This is a genomic window from Streptomyces sp. NPDC001970 (genome assembly GCF_053594115.1).
The window spans coordinates 34421-56123 of the sequence record NZ_JBSFDW010000044.1 but is presented as its reverse complement, the minus strand read 5'-3'; the positions used below and the strand labels follow the sequence as shown (position 1 = coordinate 56123).

Genomic DNA, 21703 nt, shown 5'->3' with positions numbered 1-21703 from the left:
GGTTGCTGATGTGGAGTGCTACAGCAGTCCGTGGGACCACAGAGGGGTGAGGGGCACTGCGAGGGGTCGAGGGATGGGGGCATCAGCCGGTAAGAGGCCGGGCCACGTTTGCCCCTGGCGGGCTGATGCGGGGTCGGCCGAACGGCATGCCGGTCCGTCCGGCCGACCCCGTCGGTGCCCCATATCGCCGGCATCGCCGCCCGGCGGCTATGGGGCAGCCTCTGCATCCCGGTTCTGCGCGAGGACAGCGCGCTGGAACAGGGCATGGGCTCGGGCTGTCTGGCGGAATGCGAGGTTCTGCAGCGCCAGTTGGAGACCCCGCTCGGCATAGGCCCCCACGGTGAGCCAGAAGTCGGCCGCGTGGTCGGCGTAAGCCTCCGGGTGACGCAGCACCAGTTCGTCGTAACCGGCTGCCGCGCGCTCGCGCCACTGGTCCGCCTCCTGGACGCTGCCGCCCGCGTGCAACGCGGCCGCGAGGTGGGCGGCGTACTCGGGGTCGTCGCTGGTCTGCGTGAGGGGACGCAGGAGGGCGATGGCGGCCTGAGGGTCTCCGCGCAGCACCTCGACCTCGGCCAGGTGGCCAAGTGCCGGCGCGTAGTCGGGCACCCGGCGCCGGGCGGCCTCGTAGCACGAGCGGGCCGCATCGAGATCTCCCTCGCGGTGCCACATCACACCGCGCCGGAAGTCCAGCTGGGCGAGCGGAAACGGCGAGGTCCCCTGATAGTGGCGCCGCGCCTCGTCGAACAGCCGCTCCGCCTCGGTGACTTCCCCGCGCTCTGCCTGGAGTACGGCGAGCGCGCCGAGCGTCGTGAAGTCGCTCTGCCGCTGCGCCGCTTTGCGGATCAGGGCCATGGCATCCGCGTAGCAGCCGAGGGCCTGCAGGACGACGGCTCGTTCCGCGTCCAGTGTGGCCTCGTCCGCGCCGCTCCGGCCCGCCGCGCCGAGGTCGGCGACGGCCTCGGCGAAGCGGTGCAGGGTCGCCCGCGTCCTGGCGCGGGCGAGCAGGGCCGTGGCGTCCTCGGGTGCGACGTGCACGAGCCGTTCGGCGAGTTCCGCGGCCCGCTCGTAGTCGGCGACGCGGCCCAGGATGTGGCCTCGGAGGTTGAGGAGATCGATCAGGGCCGCCCCTTGCGCCACCGCCAACGCAGGCCCCGGCGTCTCCCCGGTACCCGTGCGGCTGAGTCGTACGGCCAGGCCGTCGATCTGCCCGTGCAGATTCGTTACGGCGATGGTGCCGTTCGTCGTGACCGGCTCGCGCACCTCAAGAGCCGCCCCGGTCATGCCGCTGCCTCCCCGGGAGGGGCCTGCGCGGCCAGGCGGGCACCCAGGTCCGGCGGGGTCGGGTTGGGAGCGTTCAGGTAGGGGAAGCTGCGCGTGGCCAGCTGAGTGGGCTGGTCGACACCGTCACTGATGCGCTCGCCGTCGATGCCGCCCACCAGCAGCGTGTAGAGGGTGTCCACGATGTCGTCGTTGAGCGAGCGGCCACCGCAGGTCGTGTGCGGGCGGGCGGCGAGCAGGGCGGTCTCGATCTCGAAACAGCCGTCCTCGGAGAAGGGCTTGGACAGGTCGACGACGAGGAAGTCCGCCAGCAGCAGTTCGGTCAGCGGGTGAGCACCCTGCTCGTCCAGCGGCCAGGCGGTCTTGCCGTCCAGGCCGTCGTAGAAGGCCAGGTTGGCGTTGAGCCGTGCGCGGTAGGAGCTCGCATAGTCGGGCCGCACGCTGAAGGCGTCCTCCTCGTTGAAGAGGTCGCGGATCTCCAGATCGCTGTTGACGGTGTCGAACTTCTTGGGCGACATGATCACGTTCTTGATCTCCGGCCGGCCCATGCGCTCCAGCCGGACCGGGCGTCCACCACCGGAAGTCAGGGTCTCGCCGACGACCGCCACCAGCGAACCGGCGGCCGGGCCGAGCACCGCGGCGTCGATTTCGAGCACGATGCTCAGCGCGTTCAGGCCCTCCAGAACGTTGCTGGCATCAGACCTGAAGGCCAGCTTCCCCGTCGCCTCGGTGGCGATCACGCCCACGAAATCGATGAAGAACGGGTCGAGCCGCGACCCGGCGAAGATCTTCAGTCCCTCGGCCTCGGTGGGCACCTCGTTGCCGACCTGGAAGGAGACCTTCCGGCCGCCGGGCGCCTGGCACGTGCCCGCCTGCACCAGGGTGTCCGTGCCGCCGACCTTCTGGGGGGCGTCGAAGGTGAAGTCGAAGACGTACTCGTCCTCGCCGACATTGAACGCCGCAGCGGCGCCTTCGCTCACGGACGTGATCGGCCGGACGCGGAAACGGTGGGTGATCGCGTCGGAGAACAGGGCGTCAGGGGCCGAGGCCGGGAGCACGTTGAGGACGAGCACCAGGTTCCCCGGCCGCTCCGGGCTCGGGAAGGCGTACACGTCGCAGATGTCGGACGCAGGGTCGGCGATGGCACGCGGCCCGGAGAAGTGGTCAGCCATGAGAAGGCTCCTTGTCGTGTTGCTTGTAGGAAATGTCAGGTGTCGAGGTCGGCGATCCAGCGCAGCGCCGACAGTCCGGGCATGAAGCAGTACTCGCCACCCCGGTTGACGACGAACGGCGGCAGTCCCTTGAAGCGGCGTCGGATCGGTTTGCGCGGGACGGTGAACCCGCCGTCGTCGTTCGTGCCGATCAGCGGGTCCTTTTCCGCGGGCGCCCCGATGAACTTGCCGTCGTTCACCCACTGCCGCTGGACGAACTCGAACTGCCGGTCCAGGTGCGCTCCGACAAAGGCGAACATGATGCCGCGGTCGGCGCCGTCGTCCTCCAGCACTCCCTTGGGCAGCGGCGGGCCATAGGTCGTACCGCGCCTGATCATGCGGTGCAGGCGCACCTCACCGGTGACGACCGCGTCCCGCGGGTTCATCCGCCGGGCGTGGGCGCCCACCGGGCACTTCAGGCCCTCCGGGTCGTCGCCGTACATGAACGCGTTGTTGCGCTTGGGATCGGCGCCGAGTTCCGGGTCGTCCTTGTCCGGCGTCAGCGCCAGCGGGGCGCCACTGGGCCAGCGGCCGACGAACTTGGCCGCCAGCAGCTCCTCGTCGGCGGGGTCTTTGGCGCGGTCGCGGAGGTACTGACGGAAATCGGCCACTCGCGTGTGCAGCTTGCGGAAGGCCACGTACGTTCCGTTGCGCCCCAGCACCTCGGGCTGCGGAACAGGTGCGATGCCGTGGGTCTCGTTCTTGTATCCGAGAACGAACTCGCCTGCCTTGAGCGGCTCTTCGTACGGATTGGTGCCGGGGATGCCCGTACTCTCGATCGCCGGCTGACCGATGCCGTCCCGGAAACCGAACGGTTCCTTCTCGTCCGGTCCGACGTGTACGTCCTGCTGCCAGATGGCAACGACGCCGGGCAGGTCACGCAGGGCGTCACGGGTCAGCAGGAGGACCGTCTCCAGGCGGGCGGCGTCCGGGGCGAGTCCGGCCAGGATGAGGTGCACGTCCTTCGAACCGAGCGGGCCCTCCCAGTTCTCCGGCGCGCTTTCCCCGACGTCCCCGATGTAGGCCGCCCGCGCGGCCATGCCCTCCCGGAACTCCTCCGGGAAGGTGGCCAGCGACTCCTCGGGCACCCCCAGAGCCTTCAGGCCCTGGAAGCTGAGGGCCACCGCGAGCGAGACCTGACGCTCGGGGTCGAACGAGGCGACCGAGTCGAGGACGGGGGTGAGTCGCCGCAGCAGCTCGCGCCCCTGCCGCCGGTCGTCGATGCGCAGGGCGAGGTAGAAGCCCGCGTAGGGGGTCGGCCGTGGCTGGAGAGCAGCGGCCTGGATGTCGTCGAGCTCCAGGGCGCTGCCCGTCTCGATGCTCATGATGCCTTCCAGAACTGTCTTGCGTGGACGGAGTCGCCACGCGGGTCGTGGAGGGGCCGAAGTGGGCCCCTTCCCGGAGGGGGCGGGGGTGGTGCCCTCTCCGGGGTGTGGGTCAGCTGGCGGCCTGGGCGAGCAGGGGTTTGAGGGCCGGGTGCTGGAGGGCTTCCTCGGCGGCGGGGTCGTCCAGGACCTCCTGGAAGGCGGCGTTGATCCGGTGGGCCTTGGCGATCTCCGGCATCGTCAGGGAGCCGACCGGGTTGAAGTAGGCGGCGGCCTGCTGCTGCCCGTCCTGCAGGATCTGCTTCATGCCGGCCATGTTCGCGAGGATGTGCTCCTCGAAGCCCTCGCGCGTCTTGTCGCCCGTGAGCGCCTCAAGGCCGCCGGACTTCTCGATCCACGGGGCGATCTTGGTGTCCCACTCGGTGGTGTGCTGCATCCAGTCCACGAAGTGCTCGAAGCCGACGGTCAGGAACGCGTCGTCGATGTAGGGGTCCCACTCGGTCTCGAAGGTGGTGGCCCACAGCAGGCGCGTGCCGTTGTCGAAGACCACGTGGCGGCTGTCACGCAGACCGGTCTTGATGGTGGCGGCCATGTCGCCCTGCCGCAGCGCCTCGCACATCCGCCGGCAGGCCGCCGCCACCTCCTGCTCGTGTCCCGGCTTGACGTGGAAGTAGGTGGCCAGCTCGGAGACGACTCCGTCGGTGTTGCCCTTGCCCGCCTTCTTCGTGGTCGTAGCGGTCATGGTTTCCTCCATTAGAGACCTTGTGCGCGAATGCGGTGGTATTGGCGATATCTGCGGATAGTCGCGAGATCATCCGTTTCGCGACCCCCATGTGAGACAGATTGACTCACAGACCGACTATGAGTCAACTTGTCTCAAAGTGACCTGCGCCACACTGGATCGTTTTCAAAGGTGTGCAGTGATCGGATCGGGGGCACCCGCACCGGACTGCGAGCCGATCGGTTCGTGCCGACAGGTTCGGCCGACTGCTGCTGAAGCGTCGGGCAACCTAGAGGTGACAGGACCCTCGCGGCTCTGCATGGACGTGAAGGACTGCCACCTTGATCAGCCCCGGCCGAACGGCGGACATCCAGCCACGCCGGGGACTCAACGACGCTAGGACCAGCCCCGCATAGCGGCATCGACGACGGCGTCCACGGTGTCACGCCCCAGGCGGTTCCCGGCGAGAAAGCGCTCGAAGAACAGGGGACCCGCGGTAGCCATGGCAAAGGTCTCGGGGGTGACGTCGGGCCGGAGCTGGCCGCGTTCCACGGCCGCGGCAACAGCGGGACGCAGGGCATCGGCGATCTGGTCCAGCAGCGACTCCCGGAGGCGGCGCATGCCTGCGTCATGCCGTGAGCCGCCGAGGACCGCAGCAAGAACGGCACCGGCCTGCTCGTCGTCCCACCGCTCGGCAAGCACGCTCAGGCGGTGAACGAGCTCCGCTCGCGGATCGCCGCCCGAAGCGACCCGAAGCTCCTCAGGCATCGGAGGCAGAGGCGGCATGCCGGCTTCCAGCGCGGCCAGGCGGAGGTCGAGAAGGTTGGGCCAGTGCCGATAGACGGTGGCTCTGCCAACGCCGGCACGGGTGGCAACCGCTTGATGTGTTACGGCCTCCAGCCCGCCTTCCGTGAGCAACGCGGTGGCCGCCGAGACCATGGCGTCGCGACTGCGCAACAGACGCGGATCGGTTCTGTCTTCCACCTCTCTGTTCCTTTCTGTGAGACAGTACGGCTTGCAGTTTACTATGAGACACTATGCCTCATAGGGAGGGAAGGGGTAGCCACAGAGAGTCTGCACGACTCTCCCGGGGCTGCCCCGTCAAAGGTGCCCTGACACTTCCCTCTTTGATTCCTCGTGCACGGCAGCTGTCGCAGCAGGCGACTGCAGCACGGCCTGCGCCCCTCTCAGTTCAGACCCGTTCATTGGTCACATGTGAACGACAGGTGCGGCGTTCTCGTCCTGCTGGGTCACACCACGGCGGTAGAGCAGGGCGGTCACGCCCAGGCCGATGACGAAGATGGCCGCCGACCACCAGTAGGCGGTGGAGTAGCCCTCGAGGCCGGCCTGGGCCAGGACGCCGGGGTCCTTGGGGTTGCGGTCTGAGAGGTAGTCGGTGCCGGCTTCGGAGGCCATCGTGCTGAGCAGGGCGACGCCGATGGACCCGCCGACCTGCTGGAGGGTGTTGACGGCGGCGGACGCGGCTCCGGCGTCGGCCGCGGCCACGCCGGAGGTGGCCAGGCTTATCGCGGGCGCGATGACCGTGCCCAGCCCGACGCCGACCAGCACCAGCTGTGGCAGTACCTGCGTCACGTATCCGCTGTTCAGGTCCAGCGTGGTCATCCAGACCAGGCCGGCGGCCGCAATGGCCATGCCCAGTGGTACCACCGGCTTGGGCCCTATGCGCGGCACCAGGACGTTGTTGGCCACGGCGGAGGCAGACGACGATGCCACGATCATGGGCAGGAAGGCGAAGCCGGTCTTCAGGGCGCTGTAACCGAGGCTCTGCTGCAGGTAGTAGGTCAGGAACAGGAACACGCCGAACATGCCCGCGCCAGTGACGAAGAGGGCGGCGAAGGAGGCGCCGCGGTTACGGTCCAGCAGGACCCGCAGGGGCAGCAGCGGATATGCCGCCCTGCTCTGCCGCCAGACGAAGAGGGCCACCAGTACGGCACCGGCCGCCAGCATGCCCCAGGTCGCCACCGAACCCCAGCCTTGCGTCTCGGCGTTCGAGAAACCGTAGACCAGGCAGAACAGGCCGGCGGAGACCAGCAGGGTGCCGGGGACGTCGAGCTTCGAGGACGTGTCCCGCGGGGTGCGGTGCAGCAGGGCTGCGCCACCGACGAACGCCACCACCGCGAACACCACGTTGACGTACATGGTCCAGCGCCAGTCCAGGTACTCGGTCAGCACCCCGCCGAGGATCAGGCCGATGGCTCCACCCGCACCGGCGACCGAACCCGCGACGGTGAAGGCCTTCGCCCGCTCGCGCGGATCGGTGAAGGTGGTCATCAGGAGCGACAGCGCGGACGGGGCCAGCAGGGCAGCGAACAGGCCCTGGATCGCGCGCGCGGTGACGAGCATGCCGAAACCGTTCGCCGCGCCTCCCAGTATGGAAGCGGCCGCGAAGCCGGTCAGACCCACCAGGAAGGTCACCTTCCGCCCGACAAGGTCTGCGATCCGGCCGCCGAGCAGCAGCAGGCTGCCGAAGGCCAGCGCGTAGGCGGTGACCACCCACTGCCGGTCTGCGTCCGAGAAGCCCAGGTCGCGCTGGGCGGACGGCAGAGCGATGTTCACGATGGTGCCGTCGAGGACGCCCATCAGCTGGGCGAGGGAAATGACCACCAGGATCCACCAGCGGCGCTGGTGTGACGGTTCGACAGGCACATTCTCAGGTGCGGTCTCGGCGCCGCGAGCGGCGGCGATGGCGTTCTGGGACATGGGGACAGCCCTCCAGGCAGCGAACGGGGTACGGCGGAAAGAGAAAGGAAAAGGCGGGCGGAGAGATCAGGTACGGCTGTGGGACGGCGTGGCCGCCTCGGTGAACGGGTCGCGCGGGTGCCCCAGTTCGATGAGGCCGACGGCTTCCCGCTTCAGGAGGGAGGCCGGGATCCAGTCCACGAACACGCGTATCTTGCGGTTCAGCGTCGGCACACGGCTGCCGTGGTAGACGCGGTGGAACCACCACGCCGGACGGCCCTTGAGTTTGATCCTGTTGGAGAGGATCGCGACGCCCGTGTGGAGGCCGAGGCCGCCACCGCGTCCAGGTTCTTGTGCCGGTACTCCTTCGGCGGCCTGCCGCGCAGGGCCGTGATCACGTTGTCGGCGAGCACGGGGGCCTGGCGTACGGCGTGCTGCGCGTCGGGCGGGCACCCTGCGCCCTCTTCGGCGGCCAGGTCGGGAACCTGGGCGTTGTCGCCCGCGGCCCACACGTGGTCGAGGCCCCTGATCTGGAGGGTGGGCAGGGGGTCGACGTGGCCACGCGGGCCGAGCGGCAGGCCGAAGTGGGCCAAGGCGGGGCGGTCAAGGTCCCGGAGGGGGCGGGGGTGGCGCCCCCTCCGGGGTGTGGGTCAGCTGGCGGCCTGGGCGAGCAGGGGTTTGAGGGCCGGGTGCTGGAGGGCTTCCTCGGCGGCGGGGTCGTCCAGGACCTCCTGGAAGGCGGCGTTGATCCGGTGGGCCTTGGCGATCTCCGGCATCGTCAGGGAGCCGACCGGGTTGAAGTAGGCGGCGGCCTGCTGCTGCCCGTCCTGCAGGATCTGCTTCATGCCGGCCATGTTCGCGAGGATGTGCTCCTCGAAGCCCTCGCGCGTCTTGTCGCCCGTGAGCGCCTCAAGGCCGCCGGACTTCTCGATCCACGGGGCGATCTTGGTGTCCCACTCGGTGGTGTGCTGCATCCAGTCCACGAAGTGCTCGAAGCCGACGGTCAGGAACGCGTCGTCGATGTAGGGGTCCCACTCGGTCTCGAAGGTGGTGGCCCACAGCAGGCGCGTGCCGTTGTCGAAGACCACGTGGCGGCTGTCACGCAGACCGGTCTTGATGGTGGCGGCCATGTCGCCCTGCCGCAGCGCCTCGCACATCCGCCGGCAGGCCGCCGCCACCTCCTGCTCGTGTCCCGGCTTGACGTGGAAGTAGGTGGCCAGCTCGGAGACGACTCCGTCGGTGTTGCCCTTGCCCGCCTTCTTCGTGGTCGTAGCGGTCATGGTTTCCTCCATTAGAGACCTTGTGCGCGAATGCGGTGGTATTGGCGATATCTGCGGATAGTCGCGAGATCATCCGTTTCGCGACCCCCATGTGAGACAGATTGACTCACAGACCGACTATGAGTCAACTTGTCTCAAAGTGACCTGCGTCACACCAATTCCTTCAGTTCGCATACGGCCGCAGGAGCAGCAGCTCTGGTGTTCACGAGTCGACCTCGGCGCGCCGGCCGAGGACGGCATCAGCAGAGTGCCCCGACGGCCGCACGGCCGTCGGTCTGCCACAAGCCACGTCTTGGCCGCTCAGCAGGCCGGCGCACCCAGGCCACAACCAGATCCGGTGAGTTGCGCCTCAGCGCCGCGAACCCCCGAGTTGGACATTTCCGGACAACCCCTGATATCACTGTACTTCCATACGACGTATGGAACGCAGAAGGAGTGCCGCCCGAATCGGCGGCCTCTGTTTCGACTGGTGGCCGCCGGCTGTGCCCTCACAAGGGCTGCTCGCCGCTGCGGCTTCGACATAGATGGCGCACCGCACTACCCGCATAAGCAATCGCTGGGTTTGCGGACGACGCCAACACGAAGGAGATTAACCATGAGGAAGCTCACGAAGCGCATTTCTCTCGCTGCCGCCTCCGCTGCGGTCGCGGGTGGAGCCGTGCTCGGCGCCGGGGGCACCGCCTCGGCCGCGGTTCCTGAATCTGCGCACGTGCAGCGCCCGACCGTCAGTGTCAAGGCCGACGACTACCGCGGGGACCGTGTGGCCTACCGACACCACTCCGAGGCGGACTACCGCTGGGACGGATACCGCACCCGACACCACAGCGACTGCCACACGGACTCGGTCCGGTACGACCGTCGTGGTCACTTCTACTACTGGGATGACGAGGACTGCGGCTGGAAGCACGACAGGTCCTACCGCTACGACTGGGACCGGAACGACCGCGACTCGAACCGGTACGACCACGACCGCGACTCGAACCGGTACGACCGGGGCCGCGACAACCGGTGAGACAGGCGCCGTTGGCGCGGGTGGGCTCAGACCGTGCACGTCGCCGGTGATACCCGTTGGCGGCAGGGAGGCGGCGAGCTGATGTGAGGATCAGCGACTCCTGACCGTGCACGGGGCGGCAGGCAGGAGGGGGCTCAACGGCACCCTCCTGCCTGCACTTCGTCGTGACCTCTGCGATTTTTCCGGTGCCGTTCGACGCCAGACCCTGCAGTCTCTCCACCGCCTCGTCGCGTACGGGCTGGCTCCCGGCCTCACTATGGACGGTATCCATGCCTTGGCGCTGCGCCTCATTGACGCCGACGGGATCGAAGGCGCTCCCCATGCGCAAACTCGCGGTCGACACGCCCTGGCAGGACCGTGTGAGTCAACTGGCGCCAGCTTTCCGCGCCTTGGCGAATCGCCCCCCCAACTCGAGCGACGAGATCGACACGATGAATGGCTGCCGCCGCAGCGAGAGCTGCGCACCTGTGATCACGTGAGGGAAGACCGCACATGACGGCCGCGCCCACGGCCACCGGCAGCCTCCGTTCCCGATGGCGACGCATATCCGGCTCGATGAGCCGTGCTGAGTGGGCCTGCGCCGCCGGGATGGCCGCCTTCATCATCGCGCTTCACGTCGTCGGGTGGTTCACTCTGGTGGCGATCGTGGCCCCGGAGCACCACAGCCTGGGTACCAAGAGCTTCGGGATCGGCATCGGGGCGACGGCCTACACCTTGGGCATGCGGCACGCCTTCGACGCCGACCACATCGCCGCGATCGACAACACCACTCGGAAGTTCATGGAGGGGGCCGACGTCCCCTGTCGTCGGCTTCTGGTTCTCCCTGGGGCACTCCAGCGTCGTCTTCGTGCTGACTCTCCTGCTCTCTCTGGGCGTCAAAGGCCTCGTCGGACCGGACCGCGACGATACGTCCGAACTGCACCGCGTCACCGAGCTGATCGGCACGACCGTCTCCGGGACGTTCCTGTACGTCATCGCCATCGTCAACATCGTCATCCTCGCCGGCATCTGGAGGGTGTTCCGGCAGATGCGCTCCGGCCACTTCGACGAGGCCGCGCTGGAGCAGCAGCTCAACAACCGCGGCCGCATCAACCGTCTGCTGGGACGCGTGATGAAGTCGATCAAGCCTGGTGGACACCATCGACGGGTCTTTCATGAACTTCGCCTACGGCTGGGCCTTTTCCAAGCCGGTGCGAAAGGTCTACTACAACCTGGGGCCGAGACTGGTGAGCTCGCATGTTCAGGCGTCGCCTATTCGCGGCCGAGTCCAAATGGGGCTCACGTTGAGTGATCAGCCCGAGCTCGGCGGACGTCGATCGCCAGGGGCTACCGCTGCGTGGCGCGGACAACGTGCGAAGGCGCCCGACCATGCCAGAAGGCACCAAGGCAACCCTTGCTGTCAAGGGAAGTCCGGGCACTCCTCTGCAAAGCCCTGCGAGACGGGCTGCCATACGCCGTGGTCCTCACGCACGCTCAGTCGATCCGCTTCCTCCGCAGTCTCGATCAGCTGAGCGGTGGTCAAGGGGACGGCCGCCGCGAAGACCCGCCCGAGGTGGTGGCAGTGCAGCATCGGGCGGAGTTCCTCCGAGTACGGCTCATCGGCGACCGCGAAGAGTTCGGGCAGGGTCCAGCCCAGCGGACCGGCTACGGCACATAGCTGCTGGCGCCGGTGCGGACTCGGCTCCCAGCGCCACACCATCCCGTACAGCGTGCTGAGGGACAGTCCCATGAACGGCAGTTCGCGGATGCCGAAGCCGCGATTGCGGATCAGCCCGCCGAGTACGGCGGCGAACCTGGTCTCGGCGGGGCGGGGGTACGGCCAGGCCGGCTGCACGAACGGTCCCGGGGCGGCGACGCGGGGCAGCGAGCGGACGAAATCCTCCAGCGCGGCGAGCTGCAAGTGGTCGCAGTAACTGACGCGGTATGCGAACTGCCTCATGACCCTGGCGTCGCGCTCCGGGGGAAGGAGTTCCGCCGGCACCGGGTGGCCTGCGACAACGAGAAGGTCGGCGGCCGGTATGTCGAGTTCGGCGGCAAGTTCGGTGAGTCGCTGCGGGGCGGTGTCAGTTCCGCTCGCGGCGAGGCTGCTCAGGATGGTGGCCCGTTCCATGTGGTGAAGGTAGCGGGTGGGCTGCCAGGACAGCCGGGGCCGCATGAGTTCGCGGTTGGGGCTCACCTTCGGTGATCGCCCGGGGCGTATCGGCTCCAGGTTCCACCGGCTTCGACGACCTGGTGGGTGGTGGTCTTGTCGACCGTCCCTGGGGCCGACCCGGACCGGGCCAGCTTCAGTGTCGCCCTCCAGACCGCCCGTGATCAGGTCGTCCAGGCTGCGGGCGTGATCGCCGACACTGCCATCGACCTCGTCGGCGCGATCGGCCGAGCCGTCCTCGACAAGCCGATGCCCGACCGCCGCCTCCGCGTCAGCCCACGTGCTGTCAAGCGCCCACTGTCCCGCTACGCGTACAAGAGCCTGCGCGTCGACCGGCGCACTTACAACGCCACCATCAGCATCGACATCCTGTTGACAGAGCCGATCAGCCCATAACTTCGCGGCCGTGGGCTTTCGGCGCGCGACGCGAACCCCGTGCGATACCCGGGTGGGAGGCCGCCTTCCTCTTACCGCCACCGGCGTGGGCCTGGTGCTGCTCGCCTTCGCGCCGTCGGCCGTCCAGGACCTCTCCCGTCGGCTCGCTGAGGATGGCGGTCGGGCCATGCCCTCCAGAGGTGCGGATGCACGTCGGTGAAGGCACCGGGCGGTCGCTGCAGCAGGGTATGTGACACCTCTTGCCACCGGCGTCGCCGTGTCGGTCGCCGTCGTGCCGGTTCACCGGCGGGGCGTGCGGGCCGGAGGTCAGATGTCCCACCAGTCGAAGGAATGGGTGGGCACATGCATGCCGCAGGCACGATCGAGGCGGACCAGTTGGCCGCGGTGGAAGATCAAGGGTTTGCGGGGGCCGCCGGCCGCGGCCAGACGCTGCACTCGGCCCACCACCGCTACGTGGTCGCCTGCGGGGAAACTGTCCTCCACGTAGCACTCGAACCAGGCCGCCGCCCCGCCGAGGCGCGGCGCGGCCTGGTCCGTCAGTTCCCAGTCGCCGGTGGCGAACCGGTTGGCCGAGCGGCCTGCGAAGGCCGCGCACACCTGCTGCTGGTCTTCGGCCAGCACGTTCACGCAGAAGTGCCCTGAGCGGATGATCGCCTCTGCGCTGGCTGACTGCCGGCCGCAGTAGAAGACCACGAGAGGCGGGTCGAGGGAGACGGAGGTGAAGCTGCCTACCGTGACGCCCACCGGGCCCTGCGGCGTCGTGGCGGTCACCACGCACACCGAGGTCGGCACATGGCCGAGTACGCGGCGGAACACCGCGGGCTCGGCCGTGGCGGCGGTCAGGTCTGTTGCGGCAAGGGCGGTTGCAGACACAGCAATCTCCAGGGGAGCGGGAGCCAGACTATGCACCGCCTGCCGTCGCTCGCGGCGTCGGCGGCGCGGGTTTCACTCCAGTGAATCCACAGTTACCTCCGCATGGCATTGGGCCGGGCGGCCAAGACGGGCACACGACTTCGGGCCACGGAATCAAGTTGCCGCCGAACTGGTCCGGCGGCCCAACCGGCAAGACGAACTCTGCGGTCCCAGACACACGACAGCGATGCGGACCGGGCGTGGAATGCCGGTAGCGGCACCTCGCCACGTGAGGTGCGCCACATGAGCCGCGAAAATCCGGAGGACCCCATGACCACGACCACATCCGCCCCGCAGGCGACCGCCGCGTCCGCCGCGGCGCTGAAGAAGAGTGCGGCGGCACTGGTGCCCCTGCTGCGCGAGAACGCCGCCCGCACCGAAGCGGACCGCAAAGTGGCCGAGGAGAACATCGCGGCCCTGTCCGAGGCGGGGCTGTTCCGGTTGACGGTGCCGCGGCGCCTTGGCGGTCACGAGGCCAACATAAGGACCTTCCTGGAGATCACCTCCGAGCTCGCGCGCGGATGTGGTTCCACGGCCTGGGTGACAACGCTGATCAACGTCTGCAACTGGATGGCCGGCCTCTACCCCGAGCGGGCCCAGCAGGAGGTGTGGGGCGAGAACCCCGACGCGCGGGTGTGCGGAGTGCTCGCCCCCAGTGCCACCAGCCGGGCCGTCGAGGGCGGACTGGTCGTCACCGGGCGCTGGGGCTTCGCCTCGGGCAGCCTGCACTCCCAGTGGGCGTGCCTCGGCGTCCCCGTGGTGGACGCCTCCGGACAGCAGATCGACCAGGGCGCCGCTCTCATCCCGATGGAGGAGCTGACGATCGAGGACACCTGGTATGTGGCCGGCATGCGGGGCACGGGCAGCAACACCCTCGTCGCCGACGAGGTCTTCGTACCCGCGCACCGCATCCTGTCGGTGACCCAGGGCGTGCAGGGTACCTATTCGACCGAACGCAAGGACGAGGCGCTGTACCGCTCGGCGCTGGTTCCGGTGCTCGCGCTGGTGCTGGCGGGCCCGCAGGTGGGCTTGGCGCAGGCCGGCATGGACGTGGTCACCGCCTCCCTCGCCAAGGGCAGGGGCATCTCCTACACCTTCTACGAGCGCGCCAGTGACGCCCCGTCCACGCAGATCCAGCTGGCCGAGGCGGCCCAGCTGATCGACACCGCCCGCCTGCACCTGATGCGGGCCGCGGACGACATCGACAGCTGGGCCGCCCACGGCGAGTACATGCCGTTCGTGACCCGGGCCCGGGTGCGGATGGACACCGGCTACGTGGCCCGCCGCTCCCGTGAGGCCCTCGATCTGCTGCTGAGTATCCAGGGCGCCGGCAGCTTCGCCGAGGCCAATCCGCTGCAGCGGATCTGGCGGGACCAGGAGACGGGCAGCCGGCATGCGGTGATCAACCCGGCCATCGCCGGTGAGGTGTACGGGCGGGCGCTGCTGGGCATCGAGGAGCAGGTCACTCCCCTGATCTGAGCGAATCAGCCGTAATCGTCAGGAGCGTCGGGAAGCACCGTCATGCGAGTCATCTTCCTCCGGTCGGAGCACGGCGGGGCCCAGCGTCTGCGCGGCCTCCAGGGCGGTCATCAGCTCGGGCAGTCGGTCCGTCAGGTCGTGCCCGAGCAGTTCCTGAGCACGCTTGACCCGGTAGGTGACGGTGTTGCGCGCCACGTGCAGCTGCGCCGCGGCGACCGTCAGGCTCCGCTCGTTGCGCAGGTACAGGCGCAGCGTCCGGCGCAATTGGCCCGCGTGCCGGCTGTCCGCCGCCAGCGCCCCCAGCTCGTCACTCACGAAGCGGCGCAGGGCGGGCAGGTCGGCCGAGACCAGGGCCGCCAGCTCGACATCCGGGTAGTCGACGACCGAGCCCGTGCCGCCGGGATTGAGCTGCATGACCCGGACCGTGTGCTGGGCGTCCTCATGCGACTGGCGGAACCCCGCCAGCCCGTGCCGTACCGAGCCGCAGGCGAAGCGGATGCCTTCCTGGTACGGCAATTCACCCGGCGTGCCGGTCGGGGGCGCGGCGTGCGGTTCTCCCCACGCCCACACAGTGGTCCGGCCGGTGGGGATGACCAGGGTCGACGTGCAGCCGCGCCGGTGCAACAGTTCGGCCGCCGCCCGCTGCAGATCGCCGGCGGCATCCGCGGTCGGGCTGTCACACCAGGCGATGACGGCGAGATGGCGGCCCTCCAGCCGGTAGGCGAGGAGCTCACTCGCGGCTTCCTGCCGTACCGGTTGACCGCCGAGAATCAAGCGGACGGTCTCCTCGCGGGCTGCGGCGCCGCTGGTGAGCCAGCGGTCGTGCTCGGCCAGGTACTCGGCGGTCATCCGCGAGGAGAACTCGTCGACAAAGCCGAAGAGCAGCTCGGAGACGCGGCGGAACTGCTCCGCGCGTTCGGGCAGCGGAACGATTTCCTGGCACGCGGCCATCAGCGCGTTCGTCAGCGCAGCGTGGGAGACGCGGATGCCGCGCAGCACCTTGTCCAGGCCGAGGCGCCTGCGAGCGAACTCGCGGTCCCCCAGCAGGGATTCCTCCGGGACAACCAGGTCGGCCGCAGGGTCGGCCAGCAGGAGCAGCGCGTACACCGTCGCAGCTTCGGTCCCCATCCGGAGCGTTTCGTAGGGCGCCGGTCCGCCTCCCAGTTCGGGAACCTCGTGGATGATGACACGCGCCAGCTCGTCACCGACAGCGATGGCCCAGGCCACGGGCTGGGGGCCGAGCCGGTCGGTCGCCTCGGTGATGCTCTGCGCCGAACTAGCGGGAGTACGCGGCGCGTCCCCACGGCCGGGAGCGAGCTGGTAGATCCAGTCGGCGGGACCGGATGTGTGGTGAGCCGTCATGACGCCGCCCTTGCCGTCGTGAAAGCAGCATGCGCTGCTGTGCCTTGCGGAGCTCCCGTGGTGAACGACTCGTCTTGGAGGACAAGCCGTTTCTACCGGAGCCCCGCTTCCTGCGTCCGCCCACCCGCGAGATCCACAGCCGACCTTGCGATCAGGCACAACACCGTAACTTCACGGCCTTGCCCTTTTGGCGCGAACGGAGGCCGCGTCGACGATCGCCGAGGTCCAGTCCACCTCGCCGCGGGCCCCGAGTTCGTCCAGCACCGCCCAGTGCAGCCGACGCCACAGGCCGGCCTCGGTCCATACCGTGAAGCGGCGATGCGCGGTGGCGGGCGACGTGCCGAACGTCGGCGGCAGATGCCGCCAGGCACAGCCGCTGGTCAGCGCGTACACCACTGCCGTGAACACGGCCCGCTCGTCACACGGAGCGGTCCCACCACCTTGCGGACGAGCAGCGAACGACGGCAGCAACGGGGCGGCCAGCTCCCAGAGTTCATCAGGAACCAGACGCTTCGATAGATCAGCACCCACGACCGGCAGCATGCCGCACGAACATCAAGTCACGTGAGACAACCTCTAAGCCTTGATTGGTGCGGCCGACCTGGCGGCCTGCTCGATCTTCGCGCAGTAGGCTGCACGGGCTTCCTCGTCGATCTGCTTCTCGAGTTCGGCGCGCAACCCGGTCCGGCCGTCGAGGCCCTCGCGCAGGATATCGGCGTGCCCGGCATGCCGGATGGACTCGCCGAGGACATGGACCATGATGGCGAACAGGTTCGTGTCGGCATAAGGCTCCGGCCACCACGGCACGTGGCCGGGGGCGTCGAGGGGAAGCTCGTTGATCGTCGCGTCCGAGTGTTCCCACGTGCGCCGGTAGAACCCGATGATCTGATCGCGGGTCTCGTCCTCGGTCGCCCACAGATCGCTGCCGTTGGAGTCCTGCCACCGGGGCAGCGGTTCCGGGGAAGGGCGGTCGAAGACCTCGCCGAAGTACCTGGCCTCGACGGTGGCCACGTGTTTGACCAGGCCGAGGAGGTTGGTCCCGGTCGCTGTCAAAGGCCGGCGGGCGTCGTATTCGGACAAGCCATCGAGTTTCCAGAGCAGCGCCTTGCGGTCCCGCCGCAGTCTCCCGTGCAGGTTGTCTTTCGCGCATTCATCGATCATGCGGCATGAGCCTGCCATGGGCTGCTCGTGGTCTCAAGATCCCGTACGTGGTCCGCAACGACTGACAGAGCCGAGGCCTGGCCATGGCCGCCGCCCTGATCTGCTACAAGAAGCTCGCGAAACTTGCCACGTGAGACAACCTCTAAGGATCTTGTCCCGTCGCAAACGATATGGTCCGGGAGGATGCCTGCGACCTGCTACGACCCGATGAATTGAGACGGCGTGTGGTGGGTCTTCCCAGTTGTTTGGTCCCGCGAGTGTGCATGTCTGCTGTCGTCTCAGTTGATGTGGTCCGGTACGGCGTGGGACGGCTGGCTTTCCCCCATTGATATGGCGTCAGGACGGAGGGCTCCGGGAGAGACGCCATTCGGTCGCCGACGGGACGGTCGGCAGGGGGTGGCTCGTGGCCTACCAGTCAGCCGGCCGCAGCCTTCCCCAGCTGTTCCCGGTGCGCCCGGGCCGTAGCCATCAGCCTGTCGAGTGTGTCCCTGGTCTCTACGAGGTCGGCGATGTGCGTGGAGAGCCGCTCGCGCTCCAGTGCCATCCGCTCCAGCCCAGAGTCGGAGTTCTCCTCGCTGGGTGTGTCGACGCAGGGCAGCAGCTCGGCGATGGTGCGGCTGGACAGGCCCGCGGCGTACAACTGCTGGATGAACGCGACCCGCTCGACCTCGCTGTCCGTGTAGTGCCGTTGCCCGCCAGGACTGCGGGTGCTGGTGAGCAGCCCCTGCTCCTCGTAGTAGCGCACGGACCGGACACTGACTCCGGCCCGTGACGCGAGCTCCCCTATCCGCACAAAGCCCTCCCGGCTGAGTTCTGCGTCACAGACACTTGCCTCTGACATCAGTGTGAGGTTTTAGCGTAGCCGCTGTGCCCGAGGCGCGGGTACAGCGGAACGTGAAGGAGTCCTGACGTGACGACCCTTTTCACCAGCTACCGGCTTGGCGGCCTCACGCTGCCCAACCGGGTGGTCATGGCCCCGATGACCCGGGTCCGGGCCGCCGCCGGCGGCCTGGCGACCCCGTCGATGGCGACCTACTACGCCCAGCGGGCCACAGCCGGGCTGATTGTGAGCGAGGGGGTGCAGCCGAGCGCGATCGGGCAGTCCAACCCGGGTACACCGGGACTGCACACCGACGAGCAGGTCGAGGCATGGCGCCCCGTGACCGCAGCCGTCCACGCCAACGGCGGCCGGATCTTCGCCCAGCTCATGCACGGCGGCCGGGTCTCACATTCCGACACCACCGGCCTGCAGCCGGTCGGGCCCTCAGCCGTCCCCTTCGTCGGCGACGTGTTCACCCCGACCGGGCCCCAGCCCGCTCCGACGCCGCGCGCGCTGGACACCGCCGAAGTGCCCGAGCACGCGCGGTCGTACGCCGAAGCCGCCCGCCGCGCCGTCGACGCGGGCTTCGACGGCGTGGAACTCCACGGCGCCAACGGCTACCTGATCGCGCAGTTCCTCTCGTCCAACGCCAACCTGCGCACGGACCGCTACGGAGGCTCGATCGCCAACCGGATCAGGTTCGCCGTCGAGGCCGTCGCCGCCACCGTCGAGGCCGTCGGCGGGGACAGGACCGGCATCCGGCTCTCACCGGGCGGGGCGTTCTGGGGAGTCGAGGAGACCGACGTCCGTCAGCTCTACGCCGCGCTGCTGAACGAACTGGCCCCCCTCGGGCTGGCGTATGTGCACCTCGAAGCCACCGCCGACGAAGAGGTGCTCGTCGCCCTGCGGCGAGCGTGGCCGGGCACCCTCGTCATGAACCCTGTGCTTCCGATGGGACCGAAGCAGACCGGCCGGGACGACGCCGACCACTGGCTCGGCCTGGGCGCCGATCTCATCAGCTTCGGCCGCGCCTTCCTCGCCAACCCCGACCTGGTCGAGCGGCTGCGGGGCGGACTTCCGATCACCTCCGTCGACGAAGCCACCTACTACCAGGGCGGTGACGCGGGCTACTTGACCTACTCGGCCCACCAGTACACGGCTTGATTCCGAGCTGCGGCGAACGAGCGAAACCAGCGCGGGCGGTTGTGCTCAGCCTCGCTAGGAGCGCGATTGCTCCACTCAGGGGACGGGCCCGGCCTTCGACTGTGGCCCCAACCGCTCGGCCCCGATACCCGCCGCGAGGAACAACGCACGGTGCTGTGGCCCTCCGGTTGGTGCTTGCTCGGGATCGGCGTAGATGGGGCCCGTGAGCACCTCCACGTCACGATGCTGTTCCGAGCCGGCGGTCCGGCCGTGGTGCTGGTGGAGGCAGCGGCGCCGACGTCACGGCCGCCTGCTGGTGGTCGTGTGGCGCAGGCGTATGCGCGGGACCGGGCAGCCGGTGATCGGGGTGCTGACGGTGCCGAAGTGGCAGCCCGGATAAGGGTGAGGTGCGGCCTGGGGTGTACTGGGATGACCCACGGATTGGCCGGGCGGGACAACGGTGACTACTCCACCCACCTCGACCTCGGTCTTGGGCTGGTCGCCTGAGGCGGAGGACCGGTAAGGGAACTGCCATACGACGTCATCTGCGACGGCCGTGCAGGTCAATGGCTGTACGCGCGGCCGTCCGCCGGGCAGATTCCGGTTCGGACGCGGCGGGATAAGGCGGGCGTCCCGCCGCAGCGCCGGGTCTGCTGGGCGGCCGTCACTGATGCGGGATGTCGATGCCGGCTGCGCGCAGGTTCGCCTCGACCAGCGCGTTCAACCGGGCGATGGACGGTGCCTGGTCTTCCCGGTGGTGGTTGACCAGTCCGTACCGGGAGGCGGCGTCGGACTGGTTCTGAAACCCGGTCGGCATCGCCAGCAGCGCGCGGTTGGCCGGCAGCTTGTCGGTCAGCGCGGACGCCAGCTTTTCGATCCGCGGGTAGTCCGGATCCCAGGACCTCGCATCCCAACCGCGCTTGGTCAGCTCGACGTGCTCGGGATCGTCGAGGAAATGTTCGAGCCGGGCCAATAGGCGACCGGGGACGTGGCGTTGAGAGCTTGGCGCTGCTGGGTGGTCGTACGGCGCAGACCAGTGATGGCGAAGGCGGCACCGAGGGCCGCGCCAACCACAGGCCGGCCAGCAAGAACGCCACCAGCGACAGTACTGGGGGCAAGCGGGGAGTTCGAACTTGAGGTTCGCCGCGCTGAACGCGGTCGCAATTCCCAAGCCCTTCATGGCGGCCAGAGGTCTTCCCGGGGAAGGGAAAGGCGGCGGATGCGCGCTCATCTGCTGGCGGTGGCTTGTTCGCCTACGCTGACAGCATCGGAACCCAGTGGTTCATCAGCTGGTGCAGACGCTGTTGGTGGTCGGCGATCCAGTCGTCCGGCAGGGCGATCGGCACGCGCACGGTGACCATGGATCCCGACTCGTCCTCTACGACCACCTCCGGGCAGTCACGCTCGCCGGTGAGTTGGATGAAGATGGACGCCCCCCTGCTCATCTCCATCCAGGCGACATCCTCGCCGGCGTCGAGCCTGTTCAGTGCATCGGACCAGTTCTCCAGCTTCGAAACGGACAACGCCAGGTAACAGCGGCCGGACACGAAGGGCGTCCTGACGACGATCTCGGCATCGAGCCCGGCGGCCCACCTGGGGTTGCGCCCCAGAACGTTGACGGTGACGCTGTTCCCCTCGTCATCGGCAAGGGAGATGAGCTCCCTCGGAACGATGTCGCCCCTTGCCACCTCTTCATCGGCGAGTACCGGAAGATCCTCGCTCCGTCAGTGGTACATCCGCCATCCCATTTTGTCAGCGGTTCTAAAGCTATTGATCATTCCGTAGATGGACGTACGGGTAATACAGGCCAATCTGCTGAAACATGGCATCCCCCGTAGGTACGCGCACCACATCTGCCGCACGCCGAGTATTCGGGCAGTGGCGCCAGTGTCGGTACCAACGGTCCCGCATTTCGTCGGCTCCGCCACCTCGGCAGGGGTGAAAAGTGGGCGCCGGCACTCAAGAGAGCACCGGCGCCCACGGCATAACACCTCTCACCTCTACGCCGACCGCGCTCGAGTCCTCGGACTTCGGATCCCGATCCCGCGCAACCAGGCGGCGGCAGTGCCGTCAGGCCCAGGCGACGGCGTCCTCGACGGGCACGCGGGGCAGCCGCGGGAACCACGGGTCGGCACCGGGGTGACCGATGTTGACGACCAGATGCGAGCGCCAGCTGGTACCGGCGAAGAACTCCTCGTCCACGCCGGCCCGGTCGAAGCCCGCCATGGGACCGGCCGCCAGCCCCGCTGCGCGCACCGCGAGCAGGAAGACGCCGGTCTGCAGTGCAGAGTTGTAGGCTGCAAGGCTCTCGCGCTTCTCGGTCTGGTCGGCGAACGCCGCTCGCAGCATGTCGCCGCGAGCCGGGAAGACTGTCGGCATCTGCTCGTGGAAGTCGACGTCGTACGCCAGGACCGCCACGGCCGGTGCACTGAGCGTCTTGGCCCTGTTGCCCTCGTCGAGATGCCGGACGAGTCGCTCCTTGCCCTCGTGGGTGCGCACGAAGAGCACACGCAGAGGCTGACCGTTGGCGGCGCTCGGCGACCAGCGGGCGAGTTCCCAGATCATGGCGAGCTCGTCGTCGGCAACGGCCGTTGCGGCAAAGGTGTTCGCGGTGCGGGCCTCGGTGAACAGCACCTTTCGTCCGGCGTCGTGGAGGACATCGAGGGCCTGCGGTTCGCGGTCGGTCATGCTCATGGTTTCTCTCTTAACTTCGGTTGTGCGGATGGTGTGGTGCCGGGGCGGGTCGACCGCCCC

The 21703-nt window shown here is 68.5% G+C and carries 20 protein-coding genes and 2 pseudogenes; 5 read left to right on the top strand and 17 right to left on the bottom strand.

The annotated features are described in order from the left end of the window. Positions 1-207: 207 nt before the first annotated feature. The 8 genes and pseudogenes from ACWCP0_RS36080 to ACWCP0_RS36045 all read right to left on the bottom strand — a co-directional run bounded on the left by ACWCP0_RS36080 (position 208) and on the right by ACWCP0_RS36045 (position 8515). Positions 208-1281: a tetratricopeptide repeat protein gene (locus tag ACWCP0_RS36080; RefSeq protein WP_451082971.1), complete on the bottom strand. Its 1074-nt coding sequence runs from the start codon at positions 1279-1281 to the stop codon at positions 208-210. After that, the gene (locus ACWCP0_RS36075) at positions 1278-2450 is read right to left on the bottom strand and encodes a DUF4331 family protein (protein ID WP_451082970.1); all 1173 of its coding nucleotides are present in this window, start codon (positions 2448-2450) and stop codon (positions 1278-1280) included. The genes ACWCP0_RS36080 and ACWCP0_RS36075 overlap by 4 nt, the downstream gene beginning before the upstream one ends. Positions 2451-2485: 35 nt before the next feature. Then, positions 2486-3814: a Dyp-type peroxidase gene (locus ACWCP0_RS36070; protein ID WP_451082969.1), complete on the bottom strand. Its 1329-nt coding sequence runs from the start codon at positions 3812-3814 to the stop codon at positions 2486-2488. Positions 3815-3926: 112 nt separating this feature from the next. Then, on the bottom strand, positions 3927-4556 hold the full coding sequence (locus ACWCP0_RS36065) for a hypothetical protein (RefSeq protein ID WP_451082966.1): 630 nt from the start codon (positions 4554-4556) through the stop codon (positions 3927-3929). Between the two features lie 375 nt (positions 4557-4931). Continuing rightward, positions 4932-5519 carry a TetR/AcrR family transcriptional regulator gene (locus tag ACWCP0_RS36060; RefSeq protein ID WP_451082968.1) on the bottom strand — a complete coding sequence of 196 codons (588 nt, stop codon included), beginning with the start codon at positions 5517-5519 and terminating at the stop codon, positions 4932-4934. A 225-nt stretch (positions 5520-5744) separates the two neighbouring features. After that, on the bottom strand, positions 5745-7256 hold the full coding sequence (locus ACWCP0_RS36055) for an MFS transporter (protein WP_451082967.1): 1512 nt from the start codon (positions 7254-7256) through the stop codon (positions 5745-5747). 66 nt (positions 7257-7322) lie between these two features. Further along, positions 7323-7834 (bottom strand): annotated as a pseudogene (locus ACWCP0_RS36050) (NAD(P)/FAD-dependent oxidoreductase); the annotation flags it as partial. A 51-nt stretch (positions 7835-7885) separates the two neighbouring features. Further along, positions 7886-8515: a hypothetical protein gene (locus tag ACWCP0_RS36045; RefSeq protein WP_451082966.1), complete on the bottom strand. Its 630-nt coding sequence runs from the start codon at positions 8513-8515 to the stop codon at positions 7886-7888. Positions 8516-9110: 595 nt separating this feature from the next. Between ACWCP0_RS36045 and ACWCP0_RS36040 the strand changes: the two genes are divergently transcribed. Next, positions 9111-9527: a hypothetical protein gene (locus ACWCP0_RS36040; RefSeq protein WP_451082965.1), complete on the top strand. Its 417-nt coding sequence runs from the start codon at positions 9111-9113 to the stop codon at positions 9525-9527. 555 nt (positions 9528-10082) lie between these two features. Then, positions 10083-10837 (top strand): annotated as a pseudogene (locus ACWCP0_RS36035) (HoxN/HupN/NixA family nickel/cobalt transporter); the annotation flags it as partial. An 89-nt stretch (positions 10838-10926) separates the two neighbouring features. Here ACWCP0_RS36035 and ACWCP0_RS36030 read toward each other — a convergent pair. Then, positions 10927-11637 carry a hypothetical protein gene (locus ACWCP0_RS36030; protein WP_451082964.1) on the bottom strand — a complete coding sequence of 237 codons (711 nt, stop codon included), beginning with the start codon at positions 11635-11637 and terminating at the stop codon, positions 10927-10929. A 135-nt stretch (positions 11638-11772) separates the two neighbouring features. Here ACWCP0_RS36030 and ACWCP0_RS36025 point away from each other — a divergent pair, with 135 nt between their 5' ends. Beyond that, on the top strand, positions 11773-12072 hold the full coding sequence (locus ACWCP0_RS36025; protein ID WP_451082963.1) for a hypothetical protein: 300 nt from the start codon (positions 11773-11775) through the stop codon (positions 12070-12072). Between the two features lie 306 nt (positions 12073-12378). Here the strand turns inward: ACWCP0_RS36025 and ACWCP0_RS36020 are convergent, their stop codons facing one another. Beyond that, positions 12379-12945, bottom strand: a complete 567-nt coding sequence (locus ACWCP0_RS36020; RefSeq protein ID WP_451082962.1) for a flavin reductase family protein — start codon at positions 12943-12945, stop codon at positions 12379-12381. Between the two features lie 282 nt (positions 12946-13227). Between ACWCP0_RS36020 and ACWCP0_RS36015 the strand changes: the two genes are divergently transcribed. Then, positions 13228-14463, top strand: coding sequence for an acyl-CoA dehydrogenase family protein (locus ACWCP0_RS36015; RefSeq protein ID WP_451082961.1), 1236 nt, complete (start codon positions 13228-13230; stop codon positions 14461-14463). Positions 14464-14481: 18 nt separating this feature from the next. On the opposite strand, the gene ACWCP0_RS36010 is transcribed toward ACWCP0_RS36015, so the two are convergent. The 4 genes from ACWCP0_RS36010 to ACWCP0_RS35995 all read right to left on the bottom strand — a co-directional run bounded on the left by ACWCP0_RS36010 (position 14482) and on the right by ACWCP0_RS35995 (position 17779). Next, entirely contained in the window at positions 14482-15825 is a 1344-nt protein-coding gene (locus ACWCP0_RS36010; protein ID WP_451082960.1) for a PucR family transcriptional regulator, read from the bottom strand. Positions 15826-15996: 171 nt separating this feature from the next. Beyond that, a complete protein-coding gene (locus ACWCP0_RS36005; protein WP_451082959.1) occupies positions 15997-16368 on the bottom strand; it encodes a transposase in 372 nt (123 codons plus the stop codon). Between the two features lie 33 nt (positions 16369-16401). Next, the gene (locus ACWCP0_RS36000) at positions 16402-16986 is read right to left on the bottom strand and encodes a DinB family protein (RefSeq protein ID WP_451082958.1); all 585 of its coding nucleotides are present in this window, start codon (positions 16984-16986) and stop codon (positions 16402-16404) included. 415 nt (positions 16987-17401) lie between these two features. Continuing rightward, complete coding sequence (locus ACWCP0_RS35995) at positions 17402-17779, bottom strand: MerR family transcriptional regulator (RefSeq protein ID WP_451082978.1); 378 nt, start codon at positions 17777-17779, stop codon at positions 17402-17404. A 117-nt stretch (positions 17780-17896) separates the two neighbouring features. Here ACWCP0_RS35995 and ACWCP0_RS35990 point away from each other — a divergent pair, with 117 nt between their 5' ends. After that, positions 17897-18970 (top strand): alkene reductase, encoded by a 1074-nt coding sequence (locus ACWCP0_RS35990; RefSeq protein ID WP_451082957.1) that lies wholly within the window; start codon positions 17897-17899, stop codon positions 18968-18970. Between the two features lie 643 nt (positions 18971-19613). Here ACWCP0_RS35990 and ACWCP0_RS35985 read toward each other — a convergent pair. The 3 genes from ACWCP0_RS35985 to ACWCP0_RS35975 all read right to left on the bottom strand — a co-directional run bounded on the left by ACWCP0_RS35985 (position 19614) and on the right by ACWCP0_RS35975 (position 21637). After that, positions 19614-19922 carry a hypothetical protein gene (locus tag ACWCP0_RS35985; RefSeq protein WP_451082956.1) on the bottom strand — a complete coding sequence of 103 codons (309 nt, stop codon included), beginning with the start codon at positions 19920-19922 and terminating at the stop codon, positions 19614-19616. A 280-nt stretch (positions 19923-20202) separates the two neighbouring features. Next, positions 20203-20637 carry a DUF5959 family protein gene (locus ACWCP0_RS35980; protein ID WP_451082955.1) on the bottom strand — a complete coding sequence of 145 codons (435 nt, stop codon included), beginning with the start codon at positions 20635-20637 and terminating at the stop codon, positions 20203-20205. A 382-nt stretch (positions 20638-21019) separates the two neighbouring features. After that, entirely contained in the window at positions 21020-21637 is a 618-nt protein-coding gene (locus tag ACWCP0_RS35975) for a malonic semialdehyde reductase (protein WP_451082977.1), read from the bottom strand. Between the last annotated feature and the right edge of the window lie 66 nt (positions 21638-21703).

What these genes read in the sequence shown, in the direction of transcription:
- ACWCP0_RS36080 (WP_451082971.1), bottom strand. Translation starts at nt 1,281, where the DNA reads ATGACCGGGGCGGCTCTTGAGGTGCGCGAGCCGGTCACGACGAACGGC.
- ACWCP0_RS36075 (WP_451082970.1), bottom strand. Translation starts at nt 2,450, where the DNA reads ATGGCTGACCACTTCTCCGGGCCGCGTGCCATCGCCGACCCTGCGTCC.
- ACWCP0_RS36070 (WP_451082969.1), bottom strand. Translation starts at nt 3,814, where the DNA reads ATGAGCATCGAGACGGGCAGCGCCCTGGAGCTCGACGACATCCAGGCC.
- ACWCP0_RS36065 (WP_451082966.1), bottom strand. Translation starts at nt 4,556, where the DNA reads ATGACCGCTACGACCACGAAGAAGGCGGGCAAGGGCAACACCGACGGA.
- ACWCP0_RS36055 (WP_451082967.1), bottom strand. Translation starts at nt 7,256, where the DNA reads ATGTCCCAGAACGCCATCGCCGCCGCTCGCGGCGCCGAGACCGCACCT.
- ACWCP0_RS36045 (WP_451082966.1), bottom strand. Translation starts at nt 8,515, where the DNA reads ATGACCGCTACGACCACGAAGAAGGCGGGCAAGGGCAACACCGACGGA.
- ACWCP0_RS36040 (WP_451082965.1), top strand. Translation starts at nt 9,111, where the DNA reads ATGAGGAAGCTCACGAAGCGCATTTCTCTCGCTGCCGCCTCCGCTGCG.
- ACWCP0_RS36030 (WP_451082964.1), bottom strand. Translation starts at nt 11,637, where the DNA reads ATGGAACGGGCCACCATCCTGAGCAGCCTCGCCGCGAGCGGAACTGAC.
- ACWCP0_RS36015 (WP_451082961.1), top strand. Translation starts at nt 13,228, where the DNA reads ATGAGCCGCGAAAATCCGGAGGACCCCATGACCACGACCACATCCGCC.
- ACWCP0_RS36010 (WP_451082960.1), bottom strand. Translation starts at nt 15,825, where the DNA reads ATGACGGCTCACCACACATCCGGTCCCGCCGACTGGATCTACCAGCTC.
- ACWCP0_RS36005 (WP_451082959.1), bottom strand. Translation starts at nt 16,368, where the DNA reads ATGCTGCCGGTCGTGGGTGCTGATCTATCGAAGCGTCTGGTTCCTGAT.
- ACWCP0_RS36000 (WP_451082958.1), bottom strand. Translation starts at nt 16,986, where the DNA reads ATGATCGATGAATGCGCGAAAGACAACCTGCACGGGAGACTGCGGCGG.
- ACWCP0_RS35975 (WP_451082977.1), bottom strand. Translation starts at nt 21,637, where the DNA reads ATGACCGACCGCGAACCGCAGGCCCTCGATGTCCTCCACGACGCCGGA.